This is a genomic window from Streptomyces sp. CA-210063, assembly GCF_024612015.1.
GTDB lineage: Bacteria > Actinomycetota > Actinomycetes > Streptomycetales > Streptomycetaceae > Streptomyces.
In genome coordinates this window covers 5,787,862-5,805,873 of sequence record NZ_CP102512.1, presented here as the reverse complement: position 1 = coordinate 5,805,873, position 18,012 = coordinate 5,787,862, and the positions used below count along the sequence as shown (strand labels likewise).

Genomic DNA, 18,012 nt, shown 5'->3' with positions numbered 1-18,012 from the left:
GAGCTGTTCCCCAGGTACCGCCATCAGGGCAGGCGAAGCAGCTTTGACTCCCTCAGGGGAAGCGGCAGCATCACCGCAATGTCGTCGGCCCGCTCGACGGGGCAGGACACACGTGGCCATCGGGCACCTGTCGTCGCTGATCGGCACTTCTTCGACCGTTCTGCGGGCGGCCATCCGTCGCCACCAGGGGCTCGTGCGGCTGCGGGGTCACATCCCGGTGGAGCCGTCGATGCATTCGCGCAGGAGATCGGCGTGGCCGTTGTGTCGTGCGTACTCAGCGATCAGGTCCACCATGATCCTGCGCAGTGAGATCGGCTCGCCGGTCCTCTTGCGGATCCCTGTCTCATCCAGCGACGCGGCAGCGGCCGTGATCTGCCTGGAGTGCTCGCACTCCGTCCGCCAGACGGCGAACGCCTCCTCGGCGTCACCTTCCAGGCTGTCGAAGTCCTGGTCCGGGTCGTCGTCGGAGTAGTAGAGGAGCGGAACGTTCTCTCCGGCGAACTGGATGCGGAACCACCAGCGCTCGACGCCGGCCAGATGCCGCACCATGCCATGCAGAGACAGCCCGGAGGGCGGCACCGCCCGTGCGGACAACTGCTCCGGAGACAGGCCGGCGCACTTGAGCTCGAAGGTGGCCCGGTGCCAGTCCAGGACCGCGCTCAGGGTCTCCCTTTCGCCACCGACGGCGGGAGGGGTCGGGCGGGTGTCGTTGTTCCACCGGGTCGCATAGTGCTTGGGGGTGGCTGTGTCGGTCATCGTCTGCCTTCCTGGCCGGGGGACGAGCCGAGTCTGGCAGGCACCACTGACATCGGACCTGATACCTGCGGGCTGTTGCAACTGCGCTGCACTGCGTCTCGGATGAGCGGAAACGCCGAAGCCGTACCGGGTTTCTGCCGCGCCCGTTCCCGCGGCCCGCACAGCGCTAGTGTCGGATCCCGTGATCGTATGGCTGAACGGCACCCACGGCGCGGGCAAGACGACGACCAGTCCACTCGTGCAGCAACTGATCCCGGATTCACGGGTGTTCGACGCCGAGAAGGTCGGCGAGACACTCATGGACATCACGCCCGGGCTGCCCGGGACGGACAACTTCCAGCACTGGCCGCCGTGGCGGCAGCTCGTGGTCGAGACCGCCCGCCGCGTGCTCGACTACACCGGCGGCACTCTGGTGATACCCATGACCGTCCTGGTCGAGCAGTACTGGCGTGAGATCAGTTCGGGCCTCGCCCAGCACGCCATTCCGGTACGGCACTTCGTCCTCCACGCCGACCAGGACACCCTCCGCGGGCGCATCGCCGGCGACACTGTTCTTGGCCCCGACTCCCCGTTCCGTCTCCGATACCTCGAGCCCTACGCCGAGGCGGCCCGCACGTGGCTGCACGGCGAGGCCGAGGTCGTCGACACGACGCACCTCACGCCCGCCCAGGCCGCCCTGCGGATCGCGGAGGCCGTCAGGAGTTGAGGCGGGAGGATCCACGCCTCGTCGCTGCCGCTCTCTTCACCGGCTGCAGGCAGGTGTCGTCGACGTCTGGCGTTTTCAGGACAACGATCTCGGCGGCCGTCCGGTGTCCCTCGTGTCCCGCCCGCTCCCGGCGGATCGGATCGTCGCGCTGCTGGACCGGGCCGGGCTCGTCGTCACCGCGCGCCTGGCCCTGGCGGAAAAGCACTGGGCACACCTACAGCCGGGGAATCATGAAGCATGCGCCCGGATGACTGGCACCTCACCGAAGACGTCGACGACTTTCTCGCCCGAGCCGGAGACTTCCTGCGCTCACAACCCGGCCGGCACGTCATGCCGCTGACGTGGGCCGAGAGAGTGCGAACACGTGGGGCGGAGGCGTTCGGCACCGAAGCCCCGGTCTTCGGCGTGCTGGAGCGAGCGGGCGAGGTCCACGCCGCCTTCCACCGCCTCCCGCCCCGCGCTCTGTGCCCCACCCCGCTCTCGCCCGAGCAGGCCGACTCCCTCGCCGCCCACCTGGCCGCCGCCGGGCACTCCCTTCCCTCCGTCAGCGCGGACCACAGCACCGCCAGCGCTTTCGCCGAGGCCTGGCAGCGGCACACCGGGGCCACGCCGAAAATCCGCGACACTCGGCTCCGTCTGTACCGCCTCGGCACGCTCACCCCACCGGAGCCGATGCCGGCGGGCCGGGGCCGCGTCCTGGGCGAGCAGGACCTCGACCAAGTCATGTTCTGGTGCGGGGAGTTCGCCAAGGCCGTCGGGGAGGACGTCTCCATCGACGCCGGCTCCTGGGCCGGCACGCGCTACGCCGACAAGCGCTACACACTCTGGGAGACCCCGGACGGCACTCCCGTCTCCATCGCGGGCATGAACCCGATGATCGGCGGCCAGGTCCAGGTGGACATCGTCTACACCCCGGCCCACCTGCGCGGTCACGGCTACGCGGGCGCCGTGACCGCGGAGGTGAGCCGGGCCGCGCTGGCCGCGGGCGCGAAGGACGTCGTGCTGTTCGCGGACCGGTCCAACCCCACCAGCAACGCCCTCTACCAGCGCCTCGGCTACCGCACGCTCGCCGACTGGGCCGCGTACGACTTCTCGTAGGCCGCACCGGAAATGCGGTTCGGTTGAGAACCAACGAACTCGCGGCGCAGGACTCCGGTGGGAACGGAGTGACAACGAGCCTACTGACCGACTCGCGCGGGGTGGACAAAGATCACGTGAGCGGCAGACTGGCCCCATGACCTCCGCCGTATCGGACGCCAAGGCCGACCTCCGCTTCTATCTGCAGTCCGCCCGTGACGCCCTGCTGTGGAAGCTCGAAGGGCTCTCGGAGTACGACGCCCGCCGCCCTCTGACGCCGACCGGCACCAACCTCCTGGGCCTGGTGAAGCACGCGGCCGGTGTGGAACTGGGCTATCTCGGGGACACCTTCGGGCGGCCGTCGGGCGAGCCCCTGCCCTGGCTCGACAGTGACGCCGAGCCCAACGCGGACATGTGGGCCACCGCCGACGAGTCGCGCGAGTCAGTCGTGGGGCTCTACCGCCGGGCGTGGGCGCACGCGGACGCGACCCTCGACGCGCTGGCGCTGGACACGGTCGGCAGGGTGCCGTGGTGGCCGGCCGGCAAGGACGAGGTGACGTTGCATCATGCCGTCACCCGGGTGATCGCCGACACTCACCGCCACGCCGGCCACGCCGACATCCTCCGCGAACTCATCGACGGCACGGTCGGAATGAACAAGGGAAACACCAGCGTGCCGACGAGCGACCCGGCGTGGTGGGAGGACTATCGCGACCGCCTGGAGCGCGCGGCCAAGGAGGCCGACCGGCAGGCGTGACTTCGGGCCCCGGCTGACGAGATCGCCGCCCAATACGGGAGGTCGCCGCCCAATACAGAGGCCGCCGCCGAATTTCGTCCGAGTACCGTCGGAGTACCGTCCAAATTCCGCCCGCCCACCGTCCGAATAAGCGTTGCCCATCCCCATCCGCTCCCCTTACCCTTGTCCCCATGACTGCCGGGTCGGCCTTGAGCCGTGAGCGGATTGGTTGCCCGGCCTCCGAGTGAGGCCGAGGCGGGCCAGGGGTCCGCCTATCGAGTTCCGCGCGCTGAACACCGTTCTTCTCCGAACGCCGTTCTTCTCCTCATGCCGCGCTGAGCTGCGCCGCCGCGCGATTCCACACCTTCCGTATTTTCACCGCACATTCCATCGGAACGCGCTGCGGAAATCACCCCTGCCCGAATTCTGCGACAGACCACAGACCACAGACCACAGACCACACCCCTGTCGCCATCCACAGAAAGCAGAGAATGCCCAACCCCTTCAACCAGCAAGTCATCGAAGAGTTCCGCGCCCACCACGGCAACGTCGGCGGCTATTTCGAGGGCGCTCGTCTGATCCTGCTGACCACCACCGGCGCCCGTACCGGCACCCGGCACACCACTCCCCTCGGCTACCTCCCCGACGGCGACGGCACGATCCTGGTGATCGCGTCGGCCGGTGGATCACCCAGGCACCCCAACTGGTACCGGAACATCACGGCCGACCCCCGGGTCACCGTGGAGAGCGGGGCGTTCACCTACGAGGCCGAGGCCGTCGTACTGGACGGCGAGGAGCGGGACCGGGCGTTCGCGCGGGCGGTCGAGGCGGAGCCGGGGTGGGCCGAGTACCAGGCGAAGACGGACCGTACGATCCCGGTCGTCGCCCTGCGTGAACTCCCCGTGGCCGGTCCGCCGAACATCAACGCCGGTTCCCTGGGCGAGGCCATCAAGGTGGTCCATGACGCCTTCCGCCGTGAACTCGCCCTGATCAAGAAGGAGTTGATCGCAAGCAACGGGAAGGCCGGCCTCGGTGCCCAGCTCCGCGTCAACTGCCTCACCTTCTGCCAGGGCCTCCACAACCACCACACCGGCGAGGACATCGGCCTGTTCCCCTTCCTCGCCGACCGTCACCCCGAGCTGGCCCCGGCCCTCACCCGCCTCCACGAGGAGCACGAGCGGATCGCCGCCCTCACCGAGGAACTGCGCCGGGTCGTGACGACCGAGAACGCCGACCCCGTCGCCGTACTCCCGGAGGTGGAACGGCTCATCGCCGAGCTCGAAGCCCACCTCACGTACGAGGAGGAGCAGTTGATACCCGTGCTGGACGCTGTGGCGGTGCCGACGAAGTCCTGAGCGGTGGGATGAGTGACCGGGTGCCGGTGAGCGGCGTGCGAGCCCCCCGGGGGGAGGGGAGATCGGGCTCGCGTGTTCCGCCGCTCACCGGTACCCGATCACCGTAGCCACGGACCCGATCACAAAAGGTGCCAGTACGGTCATGACTCCGCCGTCTTCCGGTAACGGCCGCCGCACGCCCTCACACCCGTACGCCCTCACTCCACACGCATCACCACGGCAACGCGCGCGCGTGCACCACGTCCAGCCGTGACACCGCCCGCGTGAGCACGACATACAGCCGGTGCAGCCCTCGCCCCTCCGCCGCCACGATCGCGGCCGGCTCGACGGCCACGACATGGTCGTACTCCAGACCCTTCGCCTCGCCCGCCCCCAACACGGCGACGCGCGCGCCGAGTTCGCCGGGACCGGTTGTCTCGACCCCGGCCTCGCCGAGCGCCTTCCGCAGCCGTACGACATCCGGCCCATCGGCCGCGATGACCCCGATGGACCCCTCCCGGGCGAGCGCGTCCCGCACGGCGGCGACGGTCTCGACGACGACGCCCTCGCCACCCTCACCCCCTGCCTCCACCCCGTCCATCCCATCCACCCTCCTGATCCTCAACTCCCCGTCCCTCCGCAGGGATCGGGCGGCGGGCACGTCCACCCCCAGACGGCCCAGCAAGCCGTTGGCCAGTTCCACGACGGCCTGCGGCACCCGGAAACCGGTGGTCAGAGGGACGACGTGGGCGTCCGGCTTACCCAGGTGGGTGAGGAGCCGAGGCCAGTCGGAGGCGGCCCAGGGGGTCGTTCCCTGGGCCAGGTCGCCCAGTACGGTCACCGAGCCGAAGGCCGCCCGGCGGCCGATCGCCCGGCACTCCATCGGGGAGAGGTCCTGGGCCTCGTCGACGACGACATGGCCGTAGCCGTCGGGGTGTTCGAGGAGCCCCGCGACCTCGTCCAGGAGGACGAGATCGGCGGCCGACCAGCGGGCCGACCGCCACGTACGCGGGGGTTTCGCCCAGGTGAGCGCCTGCTGCTCGGCCGGGTCGAGCAGCCCCTCCGCCGCGGCGGCGAGCGCGTCGGGGTCCCCGAGCAGCCGCGCCACCACCTCCTCCGGCCGGACCCGCGGCCATACGGCGTCGACGTACGCGCCGACCGGCCGCGACCGGGAGAGGCGGTACAGCCACGCGTTCGGCGGCGGGCCGGCCCGCCGCTCCACCTGCGTCTGCACGAGCCGGACGACCCGCGCCCGGACCCGCTCCCGCCCGAGGCCGTACGGCGGTTCCTCCGCCCGTACGTCCGCCACGATCCGCCGCAGCTCCTCACCGGACACCCGCCAGCGGTACGAACCGTCCGGTACGACAAGGGAGTCGGCGTACTCGGCGGTCACGCCGGCGTACAGGGCCCGGCGGAGCACCTCCGCCATCCGGGCGTCGTGCTTGACGACCGCGGCACGTTCGTCGTCCTCCGCCGTGACCGGGTGCCGGGCGATCTCCTCCGTGATCGTCGACTGCCGTACGCCCGTCTCGCCGAGCGCCGGCAGGACCTCCGAGATGTACGAGAGGAAGGTGCGGTTCGGACCGAGGATCAGCAGGCCGGCGCGGCGGATGCGCTGGGGATAGGTGTAGAGGAGGTACGCGGCGCGGTGCAGGCCGACAGCCGTCTTGCCGGTGCCGGGGGCGCCCTGCACACAGACGGACGTGGTGAGATCCGCACGCACCAGGTCGTCCTGCTCCGGCTGGATGGTGGCGGCGATGTCCCGCATCGGACCGAGGCGGGGACGCTCGATCTCGGCGGCGAGGAGGCCTCCGGGTGGGGCGGAGACCTGGTCATGTGGGGCTCCCTGACCGAGGTGACCTGGATGGCCGGGATGGCCGAGCTGCCCTGGATGCTCGGGATGACCGAGGTGCTCGTCCTCCAGACCCGTGAGGTCGGCCGAGTCACCGCGACTTCCCGGCGCCCACCCGAAGCGCCGCCGGACGGCGACACCCCGGGGATCACGGAGGCTCGCCTGATAGAAGGCGCGGGACACCGGGGCCCGCCAGTCCACGACGAGGGGCGGCGCGGCCGGGTGCTCACTGATCCGCAGCCGACCGATGTGATAGCTCTGCCCGGCGTGATCGGTGGACGCCTGCGCGGCGAAGTCGAGTCGCCCGAAGAACAGCGGTCCTTCCGGTAGTTCCCGCATCTCTTTGGCGTGGCTGCGCAGCCGGTACCCGAGCACCTCCGCGTCGGCCCCCGACGCGGAGACGTCCTCACCGACGACGACCTGCTCCCCCGCTCCCTCGACCATCGCGGCGAGGGCGGCGCGGCAGGTGTCGTGGTAGGTGCGTTCGTGGGCGAGGGCGGAGTGCAGAAGGGCTGGGTCGTGGAGGGCGGGGTCACGCTCGGCAGACGTCATTCCGCCGAGCGTACCGAAATAATGTAACCGAGTTAAATTTCTTACCGTGACTCACCGGGGAGGGTGCGGGCCCCCTCAGCCCGCCGCCCCGAGGGGCAGTGCCTTCTCCAGCCGCCCGAACACCCGCTCAGCGGCGGCCACCGCGTCCCGTTCGACCTCCTCCAGCGCGTCGCCCCGTTCCATCCGCCGCCAGTTCTCCTCCGCCAGCACCCGTCGTACGGCCACGATCTGCCCGGCGGCGACCCGCGCGTCGAGCCCTCCCCCGAGCACCTCGGCGAGCGCTTCCTCGGCCCGCTCCAGATGGCCGTACAGCCGCGCGACCAGCGACGGAGTCCCGTAGACCAGTCGATGGAACGCGAGCACGTTCGGATGGTCGTTCAGCCCGGTCACCGGATCCCGCCGGGCCAGCCCCGCCAGAAAGTGCTCCCGCACCGCCCCCACCACCGACTCGCCCTCGGCCCTCCCCGCGACCACCCGCGCCGTCTCGTCCTCGTGATCGGCGATCCGGTACAGCACGAGGTCCTCCTTCGCCGGGAAGTACCGGAAGAGCGTCGGCTTGGAGATCTCGGCGGCCGCGGCCACCTCGGCCACGGACACCGCGTCGAACCCCTTCTCGACGAACAGCCGAATGGCGACCTCGGACACCGTCTCGTACATCCGCCGCCTCTTGCGCTCCCGCAGGCCGATCTCGTTCATGGGGCGAGCGTACGCAGGTGGGGCTGTCGCGGCGCCCGGCTGTGTGTCAGCCTCCCGCGGCTCTGCCCGTCCTGCCGGTTCCCTCGTCGAGGCGGGGCAGTGCCTGGGCGAGATAGGGGTTGGTCGGCTTGATCCCGAGCCCGAGTGACGCGGTCGCCGAGGCCAGGGTCATGGCGTAGGTGTCCACCGCCCGACGGACGTTCGGGGCGTCCAGACTGTCGCCGGTGACCAGCCGGTCCAGGTCCACGTAGGCGGAGCGGACGGTCTCGATCCACCGGTACACGCGCCAGTCGTCGCGCCATCCCTTGGTGCAGTCCTCCGGCAGCGTCCGGGACCAACGGGTGAACAGCCGGTCCCGGATCTCCGGGAGCGTGGGAGTCAGGTGCATGTGGCGGACCAGGTCGTACAGCGGGTCACCGACCATCGCCATCTCCCAGTCGATGAGGGTCAGACCCGTACCGCCGTTTCGGCGCACCAGGTTCCAGGGGTTGAGGTCGCCGTGCAGCAGAACGGACCGGCGCGGGGTCACCATGTGCCGGTCCAGCAGCTCGCCGAGCCGACGGATGTTTCCGGGCAGCCCCAGCTCCCTCGCGAGCGCGAGCGTCTCCTTGGGAAGTTCGTCGACCATACGCAGCAGTTCGTTGCGCAGCCCCTGCCAGAAGTCATGGCCCAGCGTGTCCGAGCCCAACTCCTCGCAGTCGACCTCGGTCAACTCGCGGAGCTGGTCGACCAGATCGTCCGCCTCGTGCGGCAGCAGGCCCTCCTCCGGATGGTCCGGATGCCGGATCTCGTCGGCCGGGCCCTCGTACGTGTGGATGGTGAACCGATCACTCAGGCTCGAATGGCTGTCCCCCAGGGCCAGCACCCTCGGGGCCCGCACCTTCACCCCGGACTTCTCGATCGCGATCAGGACGGCGTGCTCGTTCAGGAACCGCCGTTCCCGGGGGTTGGCCGAACCCACCTTCCGTCGCACCATGACCGGGAAGGGGATGCCCCGGACCCGCACAGCCGTACTGAGATGGGCGGTCCCCTTGAACACATGGTCCGCCGAGGCGGCGCCCTCCGAGAACAGCGCGTCCCTGACGGCCCACGCGGGGAAGTTCGGGCGCAGGGGAACCCGCTTGTCGGCCTGCCAGGGGATGGACTGCACTCTCCTGTCCCCGATGTGCGGCTTGCCGGTGGACACATACCAACTCACGAGAATCCGTTCGATGGCTCTCGGGTCCGGCACGCTCTTGAGCCGCAGGGGCTCCTCCGCCACCAGCAGGGCCCGATGCACCGCTCGGGTCGCGGCATCGAGGTCCCGTTGATCGAGGTGCCCGCCGAGCGAGGTCACGGCGCGCATCACATCGGGGTAGACGGACTGGGCCTGTTCGAAAGCGACGTAGTGCCTCAGATCGCGCTCGACACCGTTGACCGCCTTGCTGCGCCGCTGCTCCATGGCCGCACGCCACGCGTCCGTCACCTCGGCCCGCTGCTCCCGGGGGTATCCCATCCGCACGAGATGGGTGGCGAGGTCGTGGACCGGGTCACCGTAGGTCGCCAGTTCCCAGTCGACGCAGATCAGCGGGGGGTCACCGTCGTAGGAGAAGATCACGTTGTCGCGGTGCAGATCCGTGTGGAGCAGGCTGAAGGGACGGCTGACCATCGCCGGCACGCGCTCGGCGAACCGGACCATCGCGTCCTCCGGAATGCCCAGGGAGGCGAACAGCCCGCCGAACCTACGCCAGTTGGGCTGCCTGATCTGTTCCTCTGTCGCGAGCGCCAGCGTCCGGAGGAAGGCCCGGCTGTCCCGGTTGGTCCGGGGCCAGGACTGCGGCAGCGGCGGCAGGTCCTTTCTCTTCACCTGGGTCATGTCCGCCAACAGGCCGGCCAGGGCGGAGATCAGATGTGGTTCCAACGGCTTGCCACTGGGGCACATGGTGGACAGCGGCACACCCTGCACATAGCTCAGGACCGTCATGTCCCCGTGCCTGACCAGGCATTGCGGAACATGAGGCAGCACACCGCGGATCGCCCTGAGGATCTCCGCCTCGTCCTGCCAGGTCCTGATCACGACGGGCAGCGCGTCGCGGATCCTGCGCCGGACGGTGACCCGGTCGTGGCCGGCCAGGGCCGGAAGTCTGGAGCCGATCTCCGCCGGCGGCCGCACGACGTGGTTCAGGTTGTGGTGGCCCCGGCTGGACTCCCCCTCGGCCCTCGCGTACGCCACAAGGCTGCTGAACGCGTCGTCCGGCTCCGACCTCGAAGCGGAAGGCCCGGGCACTGGCGAACGGCCCAAAGGTCACTCCTGAAAAATTGTGCACCGCGGTGATGTGCATGCGCCGCGTCATGAGTGGGCACACTGTAGTGCTCCGAACTCGGGCGGCTTGACCAAGTCGGGAAAACAATGCCGGAGTGTGACACCCCCCACCAGCGGGCGGCGCGCGCTCAGGGCGTCCCGGCAAGCCGCCGCCACCATGCGTCGAACCAGGCCTGCCAGCTCTCTATGAACACCGACCCGGTCGAGTTCGGGTCACCGTCGTCGTTGACGTGGCGGGTCAGCGTCGAGCCGAGGCCGAGGACGTCCCACGCGTCGATGCCCGCGTCGTCGTCCGTGGCGTCGTCCAGGAGGATCGGCCGCAGCACCAGTTCGTACGGACCGAGCAGTGCCTCGGTGTTGCGCAGCAGGTACAGCTTGAAGGCCGGCGCCAGCGGGATCTCCTGGATGTCCACCCGCACGGACGGCACCAGCCCCTCGGTCTCCAGGTCCCGCAGGGCCGCGTGCAACGAGGCCGTGTGCCGCTCGGTGATCGTGCGCAACCGCTCCTGGAGCACCCGGTTCAGCTCGGCGATGTCCCGGAGGTCGTCGCTCTCCACCTTCGCCTGCGGATACGGCAACTGGACCGACGCGTCGGGCAGCATCATCCGCAGCTCGATGTGCTCGGGGCTGATCTCCTTCAGGCGGATCCGCTCGGCCTGCAGCCTGATGTGCGCGTCCAGGCTCTCGGAGGTGAGGGTGAAGACGTCCAGTTGCACGACGCGCTGAGCGAAGGCCCGGGAGATGAAGGACCCGAGTGCGGCACGGAGCCGTGGTGTCGCCTGCGGCTGCGTCGTGGAGTGGATCGGCGGCTTCACCACCCGTGACCCGCTGCCCTGACGGGATTCGATCCAGCCCTCGCTCTTCAGCTCCCGCAGCACCCGCTGCACGGTGTCGCGCGAGACCTCGAACTCCTCGGCGAGTTCCCGTTGCGTGGGCAGCAGCGAGCCCAACGGGTACTGCCCGTCGGCCATACGGGCACGCAACGTCTCCAGCAGGGCGAACCCCCTGCCACCGCCATCGCCACGTTCCGCGTTCACATCGCGACCGTACCGCGCCCGGAGAGCCGACAAACCACCCCCAGCCACATTGACAGTCCAATTGGAAGGGTTGCCGCATCTCACCCTGCCGTTAGTTAAGGGATCAAGCAGTCAGGGCACAACCAATTCAAGGCAAGCAGTCCAATTGGGCCGGTTGTTGATCGGTCCACCGGAGACGGGCAGGGGTGGGGTCCCATGGTATTGATCCAACTGGTAGGAGCTGCGGTGATGTTCAGCATGGAGCAGCTCCTCAAGTCGCACTACGGAGTCCTGGGACTCCTGTTCCTGACCCTCTTCGGCATCGGCGTCAAGGCTCGCAACACCACGTGCCTGTTCGCCGGCGCCGTGGTCCTGCTGCTGCTCATGGCTCAGGCCTGACCGCGCACCACCCGCAGCACGGGCTCCAGTGACCTCACCACGACCTGGGCTCCCGCGTCCCTGAGCTGCTTCTCCTTGCAGTCGTTGCGCGCATAGCCAAGGAACGGCACTCCGGCCCGCTCCGCGGCGACCAGGTCCGTGGGGGCATCGCCGATCATCAGAGCGTCGGACGGCGGGGCTCCCAGGGCGCGCAGTGCCCGCATCAGACAGTCAGGGTCGGGCTTCAGCCGGTCGAGTTCGCCGGTACGGCCGTAGACATGATGAGTGAAGCAGTCGTCCAGCCCCCGGGCCTTGAGGTAGTCGGTCACGGTACGCGGGGAGTTGTTGCTGGCCACGGCGAGTCGGCTGCCCATCGCGGACCAGGTGCGTATGAGTGGATCGGCGTACGCGGTGGGCATCGCGGAGGGAACCGCCTTGAGTTCCTGCCGGGTGAGGAGTTCCTCCAACTCGGCCACCAGGTCGCTGCGCGGGTGCCTCCTGTTGACGGCGTACAGCACGACCATGGGGTCCGGATGGACCCGCTCCTCCTCGGTGAGCAGGCCATGCAGCCCTTGCCGTTCCAGCCACGCGACCAGATCCCCGGCCACCCGCTCCGCCGAATGGCCGGCGAACAGACGGCAGACGGGGCCGTCGAAATCGAAGAGAACATAACGAACAGGGGTGATCAGCTCTCGCAGGATATCTGTCTCCACGGTCACCCGTTCAGTCTGCGCTGTATCAGGAGTCACTAGGAGAGTGTCAGGTCCGTCGTGATGGTTTCCCAGAGGGCGTTGAACCACAGCTGGGACTGCTCCACGAACGCGGCGTCACGCAGCCCGGTGCCCTTCTCGAAGGAGAACAGGAGGGACTGGCTGCCGAAGGCGTCGTACATCTCCAGGGTTTCGCCCTCCATCTCCTCCTCGCGCTTCATGAGCATGTAGTAGGCGATCAGGGCTTCCTGGCCGTTGAGGAGGTAGAGCTTGACGGGCGGGGTGAAGGGGAGGGCGCGGAAGGTCACGCGGACGTCGAGCTGGTGGGAGGTGCGCAGGGCCAGGAGGTTGTGGCGCAGGACGCGGATCTGGGCGTTGCGCTGATCGAGCCAGCGCTTGTGGACGGGGTCCTCCTCGTCGGCCTCGCCCCGGCTCTCCACCGGGACCGGGAACGCCAGGTTGATCTTCCGAGAGGGCAGGAGGATGCGTACGTCGATGGATTCGGGGCGGATCGTTCCCTCATGGATGCGGCGGACCGGTTCACCGAGGGCCAGCATCAGGGTCTCGGCGGTGAGGCAGGCCGCGTCGACGCGGACGTGCGGCGCGGAGAACGCCTCGGCCAGGCGGGGGGCGAGGCCCACCATCGTCGGCTGCGGCTCGTCGTCGCGCGTGGTGTGGGTGGCCTCGGCGACCCTGGGCGGGCTGCCCTTGCTCACGTTGCTCAGCAGCCCGTCGTCCTGCAATGCGCGCAGGGCCTGACGGACCGTGCCGCGCTCCACGCCGAACTCCTCCGCCAGTTCGGCCTGGGTGGGCAGGCGCTCGCCCGCCCTGAGGACGCCGCTGCGGATGCGGTCCCGCAGGGTGTCGGCGATCTCCTGGGACGAGAGCTTTCTGCTGCCGTTCACTGCAACGTTCTCCTGGGTCACGACCAAACGCTACAACTCTCACCCATCTTTGGGGAGTTCACGCGAAGGTGGTTACGAGGATCAACCAATTGGGAACCATCTAAGCAGAGTTGGTTGCCAACTTGGTCAAGTTGGCGATAGTTCCCCTCGTCCCGACCCCCCGGTCGTCCCAGCCCCTCGGAGGAGGTACCACCATGCCTGCTGCCATCGCCCTCGTCTCCGCCCTCGTCGTCGTCGCCTTCCAGCGATTCGTCGAGTGGCGCTTCGGCACCATGGGAATCATCGGCCTGCTGTTCCTCACGATCGGGCTGAAGGCGAACAACCACACCTGCAGTTCCATAGGCGCGGTCATTCTGGCACTGATGTTCGCCGGGCCCGCGATGTGATGTCCATCAGCTGGTGAGCAGCAGGTCCGAGCTGATGGTCTCCCAGAGCGCGTTGAACCAGAGGTGGGACTGTTCGACGAAGGTGGTGTCCCGCGGGGCGGCGGTCGCGCCGCGCTCGAAGGCGAAGAGCATGGACTGGGTGCCCTCGGCGTCGTACATCTCCAGCTGTTCGCTGTCCACTTCGGCCTCCTTCCGCTGGACCGTGTAGTACGCGAAGAGCGCCTCCCTGCCGTTCAGGAGGTACAGCTTCACGGGTGGCGTGAAGGGCAGCGCACGGAAGGAGACATGGACGTCTATGCCGTGCGTGGACCGTAACGCCAGCAGGTTGTGCCGCAGGACCTGGCCCTGGGCGTTGCGCTGGGCGAGCCAGCGGCGCTGCAGCCGGCCGTCGACCGAGGCGTCGACCGGGGTCGGGAAGGCGAGCGGGATGTCGCGGCTGGGCAGCATCACCCGGACGTCGACCCTGGCCGGTTTTGTACGCCCCGCGTGAATCTCGCGCAACGACTCACCCACGGCGAGCGTGAGGGACACGGACGTCAGACAGAGGGCGTCGATCTCCACGTGCGGGGCCCCGAACGCGGCGGACACACGCGGGGCGAGCTCCACCATCGTGGGCCGCGGCGCCGCTCCCGGCCCGCCGAACGGGGCCGTGCCGAAGCGTGGGGCGACAGTCGCCGGACTGCCCTGGGAAACGTTGGTGAGCAGGTGCTCCGACTGCAGGATGCGCAAGGCCTGCCGTACGGCCCCGCGCTCGACGCCGAACTCGTCGGCCAGCTTCGCCTGCGTGGGCATGCGCTGTCCCGGTCGCAGCTCGCCGGACCTGATCCGGCCGCGCAACACGTCGGCCACCTCGTGATGTGACCTCTGGGGCCGCCGTGACGACTTCCGCCCATCGACGGCCGCGCGTTCCCGCTCCACGAACAAACACTACAACTTCGCGCCATCTTTGGGCAGTTCAAGGGAAGGTGGTTATGAGACGACTCCACGTGGCAATAAGTAAGGTGGAGTTGGTCGCCAACTTTCACAACATGGTCAAACTTTCAGATGGTTGGTGACACTGGCAACTGCCACACAGACCGACCGATCGACCTCCCTTCCGGAGGGGAGCCGGGAGTTCGACCGGTCCGCACAGCCACAACTGAATGGTCCAGCCACAACTGAATGCGCAGCCACAACCACAACTGAATAGCTACGGATACCGCACACACCAAGGAAAGGTCCCAGTACAGGTCCTCGTAGGGCCTCAGAAGATGTCCGGGCACCACGGGCGCCTGGACGTCCGCAGCAGGGCGTCGGCCACGGAGGCGGCGCCCTTCCGCTGTTCCCGCACCCGGCCGAGCGCGGCGAGCCGTACGGCCGACTCGTCGCCCAGCCACAGCGTCGCCAGGTCCGCGGCCTCCAGGACGAGATCGCCGTCCTCGCGCGTCGGCACGCAACGCGCCCCGTCGGGGCCCGCGTCCAGCCGGTAGCGCCCGTCCGCGAAGCCGTCCCTGTCGACGATCTCCAGCACCAGCGTCCCGGTGGCCGTGTACGTCCGGGCCTCCAGCGCCCGTACGACGTCCAGGATCCGCACCCACAGCCAGTCCGCCTGGGTGGTGACGCTCGCGGCGCGCGGGTCGGGGAAGAAGTGCGGGAGGAGGTCGTCGGGGGCCCGCCAGCCCGACTTGACCTTCGTGATCCAGTCGATCGAACAGAGGTAGTGCCACAGGGCGCGCTCGGCGGCCGAGGTCGTCGCGATCAGCCAGTTCACGTCCGCCGTGTCGTGCGGCTGCTTCCGCTGCCAGTTGTCGTCCGCCTCGTACGAGACGAGGCCCTCGATCTCGCCGGCCGCCGAGCGGTACACCGCGTAGAACGGCTCGTCCCAGGAGGAGCTGACCCGCAGGTCACCGGTGTTGATCCGCCACCAGCGCTCGTCGCGGCTCACCGCGCCGGGCTGGGCGTGGCGGAGCCGGTCGTGGAGGGCGGGGCCGAGGGCGCGTACGGCCGCGCCGTCGACGAGGTCGACACGGCCGCCGTCCGCGGGGCCCGACCAGCGGGGGTCCAGGCCGGTGCGGGGGACGTCGATGGTCCACTCGGTGGCCGAGGTGGCGGGGCCGAAGCCGTAGCGGCCGTAGATCGGGTACTCGGCGGCGATCAGGGTCGCCACGACGTCGCCGCGTTCCCTCGCGGCGGTGAGGTCGTGGGCCATCATCCGGGTCAGGATGCCTCGGCGGCGGTGGGTGGGGCTGACCGTGACGTTCGAGATGGCGTCGGCGGGGACGGTTCCGCCGCCGACGGTGGTCAGCTCCTGGGGGAAGGAGCGGAAGGTGGCCACGGCCGGGGAGGTTCCACCGGTGAGGAGTGCGGTGTGGGTGCGGGACTCGTCGAACGCGGCGAGGGTGCGGGGTGGGGTGATGTGGGACGTGCGGTCCTTGAGCTCCTGGGGGGAGAGGGGGGTCGGAGCGCGTAGGAAGCCGGTGTCCAGGGCGTGGAGCCAGGCGGGGATCTCGTCCTCGGATATGGGGCGTACGGCGATGTCGTGGGAGGAGCTCATGGGGTCACGCTAGGGGGGTGCCGACGGTGGTGTCGCGGAGTTTTCGCCCCCGCCGCCCCTACCCGTCCCATCCCCCAGGGGCTGTGCCCCTTCGACCCCCTTCGGCCTGCGGCCGGGCCTTTTGGGGGCTGTTCGTGAGTCAGTCGGGTGCGGGAGCGTCGTGGCTTGTCGCGCAGTTCCCCGCGCCCCTGAAAGGGGGCTTCGCCCCTTTCAGAAGGTCGGGCGGAGTTCTCCCACCTCTCTGCCTCCGCCCAGCAGCGGGGTGCGGCCGATGGGGGACGCGACCTCGGGGTTCACGCCCAGCAGCGTGAGGGCACGGGCCAGTACGGGCCCCAGGGCCCTGGTCGCGCCGTCTTCGATTTTGAAGGCCAGGGCCCGGCCGTCGGGGAGGGCTGTGGCCTGGACGGCTTCGGCGCCCATTTTGCTGAGGGTGCCGGGGAGGGCGCGCATGAGGTGGGTGTCGTGGCGGCGGGTACCGGCCACGTACTCGGGGTGGGCGCGCATGGCGTCGGCGACACGGCGTTCGGCCGAGTCGGGCGGGGCGAGGACGAAGGAGCGGAAGGCCCGGGCCAGGCCGGTGAGGCTGATCGCCATCAGCGGGGCCCCGCAGCCGTCCACGCCCACCGCCGCCACCCGCTCGCCCGCCGCCTCCTCCACCACCTCGCGGATTAGGCGCTGAAGGGGGTGGTCCGGGTCCAGGTACGACTCGGCCGGCCACCCGCGCAGGGCCGCCGCCGCCAGCATCGCCGTGTGCTTGCCGGAGCAGTTCATGGCCACCCGGTCGCGTACGCCACCGGCGGCCAGGTACGCCTCCGCCTCCACCCGGTCCAACGGCAGGTCCGGCGGGCACTGGAGCCGCGCCGCACTCAGCCCGTGTTCCGCCAGCATCTTCCGTACGAGGTCCAGGTGGAAGTCCTCGCCCGAGTGGCTCGCGGCGGCCAACGCCAGCCGCTCTCCGGTGAGTTCGAGCCCCGCGCGGAGCACCCCGGCCGCCTGCATCGGCTTGTTGGCCGACCGGGGGAAGACCGGCACCGTCACGTCCCCCAGCGCCGCCTGCACCGAGCCGTCCGCCGCCAACAGCACCATGCTGCCCCGATGCCGCCCCTCCACGAACCCGGAACGTACGACCTCCGCGAGCACGGGAGGGGCGACGTCACCGGGGAGTTCTGCGGGCGGGGACGGTATCGCGGGGTTCTCGGACATCGGCGGGGACCTTCCTGTAGGGCGTCATCCGTGCCGCAGCGGCCCCGGGTGCCCCGGAGCCGCCGCGTCAAGCACGTCCCCTACATCACATACGTCGGATACGTCAGATGAGCAGGTCGTCCACCTGGGCCTCGCCCTCACGGTACCGGCGGGCGATCTCGGCGCTGCAGTCGTCGGCGGTGCGCTGGAGGCGCTGGCGACGGCCGGAGATCTGTTGCTCGTGGTGGACGAGGCGGGCCAGGCCGGCGGTGAGTTCGTCGTCGGTGCGGGCCTCGAGGTCGGAGAGTTCGACCTCGTCGAGCATCTCGGCGGCGAGCCGGCGGTACTCCTCGCCGTACGGCGTGCCCACCGTGACGTGGCGGGCCGAGGAACGGTGCCGGGCCGGGGCGTCCGTGAGGATCGCCGAGAGCCGGTCGACGAGCGCCGAGGGCTCTCCCGGGGCCCCGGGGTCCGCCGCGCCGCCCCGGCGGGCCAGCTCGGCCCGCAGGATGTCGATACGGCCCTGGAGCAGCCGCCGCAGATAGCTGAGGTCGGCCTCGTCCCGCTGGGCGTCCCGGCGCAGTGTGCGCAGTGCGGGCAGCCGCAGCCGGGACAGGTCGTGCTCGGCCGGGTCCGGCGGCGGCAGTGGTCCGCTGTCCGTGCGCTGGACCGGTGGCCGGCGGACGCCGGGGGCGGGCCCCGGACTCGTACGGGTAAACGTCGCAGTTCCCGGGGGCTGCCCGGTACTCGATGTGCTCATGCGCCTCAACCGTCCCCTCGACCGGTGTGTGTGAGCATGGTGCCACTCCCGGTGGCCGCTTTGTGACCGAGTCCCCGCGATCCACCCCAGATGGGCGGTAATGGATCAATGAGAAAGACCGGGCAAAGCGC

At 69.7% G+C, this 18,012-nt stretch carries 18 protein-coding genes; 6 read left to right on the top strand and 12 right to left on the bottom strand.

The genetic code is table 11. The features are described 5' to 3' along the window. Window positions 1-207 precede the first annotated feature (207 nt). Complete coding sequence (locus tag JIX56_RS25335; RefSeq protein ID WP_257543852.1) at window positions 208-756, bottom strand: DinB family protein; 549 nt, start codon at window positions 754-756, stop codon at window positions 208-210. 181 nt (window positions 757-937) lie between these two features. On the opposite strand from JIX56_RS25335, the gene JIX56_RS25330 reads away from it, so the two are divergent. Further along, complete coding sequence (locus JIX56_RS25330; RefSeq protein ID WP_257543850.1) at window positions 938-1,462, top strand: AAA family ATPase; 525 nt, start codon at window positions 938-940, stop codon at window positions 1,460-1,462. On the opposite strand, the gene JIX56_RS25325 is transcribed toward JIX56_RS25330, so the two are convergent. Further along, on the bottom strand, window positions 1,452-1,667 hold the full coding sequence (locus JIX56_RS25325; RefSeq protein ID WP_257543848.1) for a hypothetical protein: 216 nt from the start codon (window positions 1,665-1,667) through the stop codon (window positions 1,452-1,454). The genes JIX56_RS25330 and JIX56_RS25325 overlap by 11 nt on opposite strands. A 32-nt stretch (window positions 1,668-1,699) precedes the next feature. Here JIX56_RS25325 and JIX56_RS25320 point away from each other — a divergent pair, with 32 nt between their 5' ends. From JIX56_RS25320 to JIX56_RS25310, 3 genes are all read left to right on the top strand, one after another. Beyond that, on the top strand, window positions 1,700-2,560 hold the full coding sequence (locus JIX56_RS25320) for a GNAT family N-acetyltransferase (protein ID WP_257543846.1): 861 nt from the start codon (window positions 1,700-1,702) through the stop codon (window positions 2,558-2,560). A 136-nt stretch (window positions 2,561-2,696) separates the two neighbouring features. After that, window positions 2,697-3,296 (top strand): DinB family protein, encoded by a 600-nt coding sequence (locus JIX56_RS25315; protein WP_257543844.1) that lies wholly within the window; start codon window positions 2,697-2,699, stop codon window positions 3,294-3,296. A gap of 470 nt (window positions 3,297-3,766) precedes the next feature. After that, window positions 3,767-4,630, top strand: a complete 864-nt coding sequence (locus JIX56_RS25310; protein WP_257543842.1) for a nitroreductase/quinone reductase family protein — start codon at window positions 3,767-3,769, stop codon at window positions 4,628-4,630. 211 nt (window positions 4,631-4,841) lie between these two features. On the opposite strand, the gene JIX56_RS25305 is transcribed toward JIX56_RS25310, so the two are convergent. The 4 genes from JIX56_RS25305 to JIX56_RS25290 form a co-directional block, all read right to left on the bottom strand. Next, entirely contained in the window at window positions 4,842-7,013 is a 2,172-nt protein-coding gene (locus JIX56_RS25305; protein ID WP_257543840.1) for a HelD family protein, read from the bottom strand. Window positions 7,014-7,088: 75 nt separating this feature from the next. Further along, a complete protein-coding gene (locus JIX56_RS25300) occupies window positions 7,089-7,709 on the bottom strand; it encodes a TetR/AcrR family transcriptional regulator (RefSeq protein ID WP_257543838.1) in 621 nt (206 codons plus the stop codon). A 46-nt stretch (window positions 7,710-7,755) separates the two neighbouring features. Beyond that, window positions 7,756-9,921: a phosphotransferase family protein gene (locus JIX56_RS25295; RefSeq protein ID WP_257543836.1), complete on the bottom strand. Its 2,166-nt coding sequence runs from the start codon at window positions 9,919-9,921 to the stop codon at window positions 7,756-7,758. A 218-nt stretch (window positions 9,922-10,139) separates the two neighbouring features. Next, the gene (locus tag JIX56_RS25290; RefSeq protein WP_257543834.1) at window positions 10,140-11,048 is read right to left on the bottom strand and encodes a GntR family transcriptional regulator; all 909 of its coding nucleotides are present in this window, start codon (window positions 11,046-11,048) and stop codon (window positions 10,140-10,142) included. Window positions 11,049-11,276: 228 nt separating this feature from the next. Here JIX56_RS25290 and JIX56_RS25285 point away from each other — a divergent pair, with 228 nt between their 5' ends. Then, window positions 11,277-11,426, top strand: a complete 150-nt coding sequence (locus JIX56_RS25285; protein WP_257543832.1) for a hypothetical protein — start codon at window positions 11,277-11,279, stop codon at window positions 11,424-11,426. On the opposite strand, the gene JIX56_RS25280 is transcribed toward JIX56_RS25285, so the two are convergent. Together JIX56_RS25280 and JIX56_RS25275 are read right to left on the bottom strand one after the other, a co-directional pair. Beyond that, window positions 11,417-12,154 (bottom strand): HAD family hydrolase, encoded by a 738-nt coding sequence (locus JIX56_RS25280; RefSeq protein ID WP_257543831.1) that lies wholly within the window; start codon window positions 12,152-12,154, stop codon window positions 11,417-11,419. The genes JIX56_RS25285 and JIX56_RS25280 overlap by 10 nt on opposite strands. Beyond that, window positions 12,154-13,047 (bottom strand): GntR family transcriptional regulator, encoded by an 894-nt coding sequence (locus tag JIX56_RS25275; protein ID WP_257543829.1) that lies wholly within the window; start codon window positions 13,045-13,047, stop codon window positions 12,154-12,156. Before JIX56_RS25275 ends, JIX56_RS25280 begins: the two co-directional genes overlap by 1 nt. A gap of 167 nt (window positions 13,048-13,214) precedes the next feature. Between JIX56_RS25275 and JIX56_RS25270 the strand changes: the two genes are divergently transcribed. Continuing rightward, entirely contained in the window at window positions 13,215-13,406 is a 192-nt protein-coding gene (locus JIX56_RS25270) for a hypothetical protein (protein WP_257543827.1), read from the top strand. Window positions 13,407-13,412: 6 nt separating this feature from the next. Here the strand turns inward: JIX56_RS25270 and JIX56_RS25265 are convergent, their stop codons facing one another. The 4 genes from JIX56_RS25265 to JIX56_RS25250 all read right to left on the bottom strand — a co-directional run bounded on the left by JIX56_RS25265 (window position 13,413) and on the right by JIX56_RS25250 (window position 17,881). Continuing rightward, window positions 13,413-14,330, bottom strand: coding sequence for a winged helix-turn-helix domain-containing protein (locus tag JIX56_RS25265; RefSeq protein WP_257543825.1), 918 nt, complete (start codon window positions 14,328-14,330; stop codon window positions 13,413-13,415). A gap of 319 nt (window positions 14,331-14,649) precedes the next feature. Beyond that, window positions 14,650-15,939: a GNAT family N-acetyltransferase gene (locus JIX56_RS25260; RefSeq protein WP_257543823.1), complete on the bottom strand. Its 1,290-nt coding sequence runs from the start codon at window positions 15,937-15,939 to the stop codon at window positions 14,650-14,652. Between the two features lie 210 nt (window positions 15,940-16,149). Further along, window positions 16,150-17,142 carry an asparaginase gene (locus JIX56_RS25255; protein WP_257543821.1) on the bottom strand — a complete coding sequence of 331 codons (993 nt, stop codon included), beginning with the start codon at window positions 17,140-17,142 and terminating at the stop codon, window positions 16,150-16,152. Window positions 17,143-17,245: 103 nt separating this feature from the next. Then, the gene (locus JIX56_RS25250) at window positions 17,246-17,881 is read right to left on the bottom strand and encodes an RsiG family protein (protein WP_257543819.1); all 636 of its coding nucleotides are present in this window, start codon (window positions 17,879-17,881) and stop codon (window positions 17,246-17,248) included. Window positions 17,882-18,012: the final 131 nt, after the last annotated feature.

Bases quoted from the DNA above. Each gene is read 5' to 3' on its own strand.
- JIX56_RS25335 (WP_257543852.1), bottom strand. From the start codon at position 756: ATGACCGACACAGCCACCCCCAAGCACTATGCGACCCGGTGGAACAAC.
- JIX56_RS25320 (WP_257543846.1), top strand. From the start codon at position 1,700: ATGCGCCCGGATGACTGGCACCTCACCGAAGACGTCGACGACTTTCTC.
- JIX56_RS25315 (WP_257543844.1), top strand. From the start codon at position 2,697: ATGACCTCCGCCGTATCGGACGCCAAGGCCGACCTCCGCTTCTATCTG.
- JIX56_RS25310 (WP_257543842.1), top strand. From the start codon at position 3,767: ATGCCCAACCCCTTCAACCAGCAAGTCATCGAAGAGTTCCGCGCCCAC.
- JIX56_RS25305 (WP_257543840.1), bottom strand. From the start codon at position 7,013: ATGACGTCTGCCGAGCGTGACCCCGCCCTCCACGACCCAGCCCTTCTG.
- JIX56_RS25300 (WP_257543838.1), bottom strand. From the start codon at position 7,709: ATGAACGAGATCGGCCTGCGGGAGCGCAAGAGGCGGCGGATGTACGAG.
- JIX56_RS25285 (WP_257543832.1), top strand. From the start codon at position 11,277: ATGTTCAGCATGGAGCAGCTCCTCAAGTCGCACTACGGAGTCCTGGGA.
- JIX56_RS25270 (WP_257543827.1), top strand. From the start codon at position 13,215: ATGCCTGCTGCCATCGCCCTCGTCTCCGCCCTCGTCGTCGTCGCCTTC.
- JIX56_RS25260 (WP_257543823.1), bottom strand. From the start codon at position 15,939: ATGAGCTCCTCCCACGACATCGCCGTACGCCCCATATCCGAGGACGAG.
- JIX56_RS25255 (WP_257543821.1), bottom strand. From the start codon at position 17,142: ATGTCCGAGAACCCCGCGATACCGTCCCCGCCCGCAGAACTCCCCGGT.
- JIX56_RS25250 (WP_257543819.1), bottom strand. From the start codon at position 17,881: ATGAGCACATCGAGTACCGGGCAGCCCCCGGGAACTGCGACGTTTACC.